The sequence below is a fragment of the Erythrobacter sp. CCH5-A1 genome, assembly GCF_001557115.1.
GTDB lineage: Bacteria > Pseudomonadota > Alphaproteobacteria > Sphingomonadales > Sphingomonadaceae > Erythrobacter.
Genome location: NZ_LSKQ01000037.1, coordinates 1 through 459 on the forward strand (window position 1 = coordinate 1; position 459 = coordinate 459).

Consider the following 459-nt stretch of genomic DNA (forward strand, 5'->3'; position numbering starts at 1 on the left):
CGCTGGGGCCATACTGCTCGCGCTTCAGCTTGGCGATCTGCAGCTTGAGGTGGGCGATCAGCGCTTCGATGGCGCTCTGGTGGGCCATGGCGTTGGCAAGCTTGGCCTCGGCCTCGTCAGCCTTACGGGCCATCGTCGCCACCAGCGCCTTGAGCGCATCGACATCGTCCGGAAGGGGCGAGATGGCGGCTTCCATGAAGGTGAGTGAATCATCATCCACCCCCTGCTGCAAGGGCAAAATGCCAGTCTGCCACCATTATCCGGCGCTCGCCGGCCGCCACGTATACTGCGGGTTCCTCCAGTCGATCCCTTCCAGCAGGCAGGCCAGCTGCGAGGGGGTCAGCGATACCGTTCCCTCACTCGCCGAGGGCCACACGAACCGGCCCTTCTCCAGCCGCTTGGCATAGAGCGACATGCCGATCCCGTCGTGCCAGATGATCTTGATCAGCGAGCCTGCGC

General features: G+C 64.3%; 1 protein-coding gene and 1 pseudogene. Both read right to left on the reverse strand.

From position 1 onward, the window contains the following. Positions 1-196: pseudogene (locus tag AX708_RS02020) on the reverse strand (IS66 family transposase); the annotation flags it as partial. A gap of 60 nt (positions 197-256) precedes the next feature. Further along, positions 257-459, reverse strand: a 203-nt coding sequence (gene tnpB / locus AX708_RS02025; RefSeq protein WP_156454510.1) for an IS66 family insertion sequence element accessory protein TnpB, incomplete at its 5' end; no start/stop codon positions are given.